The organism is Streptomyces sp. WELS2, assembly GCF_013870595.1.
Classification (GTDB): Bacteria; Actinomycetota; Actinomycetes; order Streptomycetales; family Streptomycetaceae; genus Streptomyces.
Window position 1 is genome coordinate 1 of the sequence record NZ_JACBWZ010000606.1, and the last position, 3,913, is coordinate 3,913.

The 3,913-nt window shown below is 70.9% G+C and carries 5 protein-coding genes and 1 tRNA gene; 4 read left to right on the plus strand and 2 right to left on the minus strand.

Annotated elements, in window-relative coordinates:
• Positions 1–225 precede the first annotated feature (225 nt).
• Positions 226–378, plus strand: a complete 153-nt coding sequence (locus H5J33_RS26540) for a hypothetical protein (RefSeq protein ID WP_167345734.1) — start codon at positions 226–228, stop codon at positions 376–378.
• 93 nt (positions 379–471) lie between these two features.
• On the opposite strand, the gene H5J33_RS26545 is transcribed toward H5J33_RS26540, so the two are convergent.
• The gene (locus H5J33_RS26545; protein WP_181797380.1) at positions 472–1,032 is read right to left on the minus strand and encodes a CGNR zinc finger domain-containing protein; all 561 of its coding nucleotides are present in this window, start codon (positions 1,030–1,032) and stop codon (positions 472–474) included.
• A gap of 395 nt (positions 1,033–1,427) precedes the next feature.
• Positions 1,428–1,841, minus strand: a complete 414-nt coding sequence (locus H5J33_RS26550) for an SsgA family sporulation/cell division regulator (protein WP_004002642.1) — start codon at positions 1,839–1,841, stop codon at positions 1,428–1,430.
• Between the two features lie 191 nt (positions 1,842–2,032).
• Here H5J33_RS26550 and H5J33_RS26555 point away from each other — a divergent pair, with 191 nt between their 5' ends.
• From H5J33_RS26555 to H5J33_RS26565, 3 genes are all read left to right on the plus strand, one after another.
• Positions 2,033–2,497, plus strand: coding sequence for a TIGR02611 family protein (locus H5J33_RS26555; RefSeq protein ID WP_181797381.1), 465 nt, complete (start codon positions 2,033–2,035; stop codon positions 2,495–2,497).
• 84 nt (positions 2,498–2,581) lie between these two features.
• Positions 2,582–2,653: transfer RNA gene (locus H5J33_RS26560), tRNA-Val, on the plus strand.
• An 825-nt stretch (positions 2,654–3,478) separates the two neighbouring features.
• Positions 3,479–3,913: alpha/beta fold hydrolase (locus H5J33_RS26565; RefSeq protein ID WP_181797382.1), on the plus strand; the 435-nt coding region annotated here is incomplete at its 3' end.

The following is a 3,913-nucleotide window of genomic DNA, read 5'->3' on the forward strand; positions in this document are numbered from 1 at the left end:
CCCCCCGGTCCGCCGACGCGTCGGAGGACTTCAGCGATATCGAGGCCATCCTCAAGAAGCACGGCATATGACAGTCACATAACTGGGCGAAGTGACACAGTGAGTCCCCCGGGCGGCCGGATTCGTTCACCACCCGGACGAGACCTCACGCTATTCGGCGACTCCCGCAAGATCTCCGAGCGCTGATCGCGACCGGGCACCGGGTACGCCATGATCTGCGGCGAGATGCTGGACACTACACAGAGCGAGGCCGCGCCGCCCAAGGACGAGCCTCGCGGGTGCCTCTTCGCCCTTTCCCAGCCACCGCTGATGATCTTCCTGGCGGTGATCGGGTGTCTGCTGCTCATGGCTGCGCTGCACGACCTGCTGCTGCTGTGAGCCGTACACGTCCGTCCCGGCGCCACCCGCCGGGACCGACGTCGCACCACGGGCACCGTCGGGGCCGCCACTGGCCCGCATCCACTGCCTCGCTCAGCCCGCCGCTTCCTTGCGCCGGGCCCGGTAGGCGGCGACATGCAGCCGGTTCCCGCAGGTCCGGCTGTCGCAGTAGCGTCGTGAGCGGTTGCGGGAGAGATCCACGAAGGCGCGCCGGCAGTCCGGTGCCTCACAGCGCCGCAGCCGCTCCTGCTCCCCGGCCACCACGAAGAAGGCCAGCGCCATCCCGCAGTCGGCGGCGAGATGGTCGGCGACGGAGGCGCCCGGCGCGAAGTAGTGCATGTGCCAGTCGTAGCCGTCGTGGTCGGTCAGCCGGGGAGTGGTGCCGGCGGCGGCGACCAACTCGTTGATCATCACGGCCGCGGACCGGGCGTCCGGCGCCGCGAAGACCGCCGCGAAGCGCCCTCTGAGCCTGCGCACCGCGGAGAGGTCCAGCTCCGACAGCACACCGACATCGCTGATCTTGTGGCTTCGCACGAAGTCCGTGAGTGCCTGGACGTCGGGCAGACCGTCCGCCGCCGCATCGTCCTCGGGCGCGGAGTTCACCAGATCCACCACGGTGTCGAGGGCACACCGGGTGTCGTGGGTGATCAACACGTTTCGCTCCCTGGCCTGGGGGTCGGGCGGGCGCCCGCCGATGCTGGCCGATGGTAGCGACTCCCGCGCCGACCGTACCCGTCCTTCCCCGACCCCGATTGCCGTGGGAACGCCCCCGCGCCGCACGGGGTTCCCACCGCACCGTTCCGGCCACGCGGCCACGGGCCCGAGCCGGCCCCGCACGGACGACGTCCACCGCGTGCCTCCCGGGCGATGACCGCCGGTGTGGCACACACCCTGCGGCCTGCTGGTCACCCAACGCAGCCGGCGACCGCAGACCGACGCCGCCCGTGAACGCTCACGAGGGCGGCGTCGGTCCGTTGCCGTATGCGGTTGTCTTGGCCCGAGCCGTCTCCCCGAGTGGACGGCGCCGGGCTGCTCGGAAGGGCCGCGGCCTAGCTCTCCGCCAGGATGTGCGAGAGCTCCTGATCCAGGTCGAAGTGCCGGTGTTCCGTGCCGGGCGGCACGGCGGCGTCGGTTCGCTTCAGGAAGGACTCCAGGGCCCGCGCCGGGGCCTCGAGCAGCGCCTCTCCCTCCGGGGAGCTGAGGGCGATGCACACGACGCCCTGACCATGGCTGCGGGATGGCCAGACGCGGACGTCGCCGGTGCCGGTGGGCCGGTGCAGGCCCTCGGCGAGGAGGTCACGGGCGAACACCCACTCGACGGTCTCCTCGGCTCCGGTGTGGAAGGTGGCGTGCACGGCGTAGGGGTCGGCCGTGTCGTACCGCAGGCCTGCGGGGACAGGCAGGGAGGACTCGCTCGACACAACGAGGCGCAGGTGCAGCTCGCAGCTGACCGTGGTGTTCATAAGCGCCAGGGCCTTTCGCTCAGTGTGCGCTCGGGGATTCGCACGTCGGCGAAATCGACATGCCACCTACGGTGCCGTTGTAAACCCCTCTGAGGGTTTTGCGTGTGTTTACGTAACTCTTACGGCCGAGAACTCGTACCGGATCTACGACCATTCCGGTGACTGGTTTCACTCGGGTAGGGTTTGTCTATATGAATACGGGGAGTGACGAACCGGGCGAGGTCGCCGTGGCATCGGACAAGGCGAAGGCGGACCGGCGGGAGACCGCCGACGGAGCCGGCAGCGGGCTGGGCTCGCGGGCGCCGGAATTCATCAAGTCCCGCCGGCTCCTGCATCTGAGCTGGCAGGTCGGGGTCTTCGTGGTCGGCCTCGCGGTGGTCGTCGCGGGCATCATCATGCTGCCGCTGCCCGGGCCCGGCTGGGTCGTGATCTTCGGTGGAATGGCGATCTGGGCGACCGAGTTCGTCTGGGCCCAGCTCGTGCTCCGCTGGACCAAACGCAAGGTCACCGAGGCGGCCCAGCGGGCCCTCGACCCCAAGGTGCGCCGTCGCAACATCACCCTCACCGTGATCGGCCTGGTGATCATCGGCCTGCTCGCCGGGATCTACCTGTGGAAGTTCGGCCTCGTCATGCCCTGGAAGATCAAGGACCAGTGACGGGCTCCGGGGCGGGTGGCGTCCGCCGCCCGGCCCTCTGGTCGGAAGCACCCCCTGACATGGGGTAATGTTCTTCCTGCGCCCGGGCGATTAGCTCAGTGGGAGAGCGCTTCGTTCACACCGAAGAGGTCACTGGTTCGAACCCAGTATCGCCCACCCGGACCGACGGCCCATCCGCGACAAGCGGATGGGCCGTCGGCGTATCCGCACCGGCGTGGGCATACGGCGCCTGGAAGCCACGGCCGGCCTCCTCCACCTCTGGGGCTCAGGGCCCCGTGAGGCTGCTCGGCCGGGCTTCCCTGGCCCTCCGGGCCCCATCGGACCCCCGCGGCGCCCTCCACGCCATCGGCGGCCTCATGGCCCCCCTTCGGCCGCGCAAGCCCCCTCCATGTCCCACTGTCCGGGCCCGCGCCCTTCCCGCCCCCGTCGTCCTGGGCCTCGAAGCTCGCCGCCCTCACAGAGGCGGTAGCGAACACTGCGGGGCCCTCGGGGGGCTGACACTCCAGCCCACGCGAGCCCTGCGCAGTGAGGCCCCGAGCCGGTGACGGGCCCGATGCGCGGGCGTAGCCAGGAGGGCCGTCGGCGGTGGTCGGTCTCCCATTCACTCTGGATGAGGGTGCGTTTGCCGAAACGGCAACAACCCTCGTCCCGGCCCGGCCGCCCACCGGATCATCGTGTCCGGGGCCCCGAGCAAGACTCACCCGCCGTCTCCGCCACCTGCGCGCCCGTATCCACGCCTGCGACCCACCGGACCCCTTCCGACCGGCCCGTTCGCGAGCCACGCCCGACACCGACCGGCCTCCAGCGCGTCGACCCACTCGGCCCGCTGCCGACGCGACGAACCGCGCCCGCCCGGCCGGGCACCGCGCCCCCCTCTGTCCGCCGCCCCTGCCCCAGGGCCCACCTAAGGCACACCGAGACCTCAAGTCCGAGAGGCCAGGCACCACACCCCCGTAAGGCCACCACCACCCAGGAGATCCCGTGTCACCCACCGACACCCCCGCCCACCGCCTCCTCCCTTCCCCGACCGGCCGTATCCACCTGGTCGAGCAGGGGAGCGGGCCCTTGGTGCTGCTTCTGCACGGTTTCCCGGAGTCCTGGTACGCCTGGCGGCACCAGTTGGCGGCGCTCGCCTCGGCCGGATACCGCGCGGTGGCGATCGATGTGCGTGGGTACGGACGTTCCTCCAAGCCGGAGGCCGTGGAGGCGTACCGGATGCTCGACCTGGTCGCGGACAACGTCGCCGTGGTGGAGGGGCTGGGGGAGCGTTCCGCCGTGGTCGTCGGGCACGACTGGGGTGCGACGATCGCCGCTACGTCCGCGCTGACCAGGCCGGACGTCTTCCGGGCCGTGGGACTGCTCGGCGTGCCGTACACCCCACCCGGCGGCCCCCGCCCCAGCGAGGTCTTCGCCCGC

What these genes read in the sequence shown, in the direction of transcription:
- H5J33_RS26540 (WP_167345734.1), top strand. Translation starts at nt 226, where the DNA reads ATGCTGGACACTACACAGAGCGAGGCCGCGCCGCCCAAGGACGAGCCT.
- H5J33_RS26550 (WP_004002642.1), bottom strand. Translation starts at nt 1,841, where the DNA reads ATGAACACCACGGTCAGCTGCGAGCTGCACCTGCGCCTCGTTGTGTCG.
- H5J33_RS26555 (WP_181797381.1), top strand. Translation starts at nt 2,033, where the DNA reads ATGAATACGGGGAGTGACGAACCGGGCGAGGTCGCCGTGGCATCGGAC.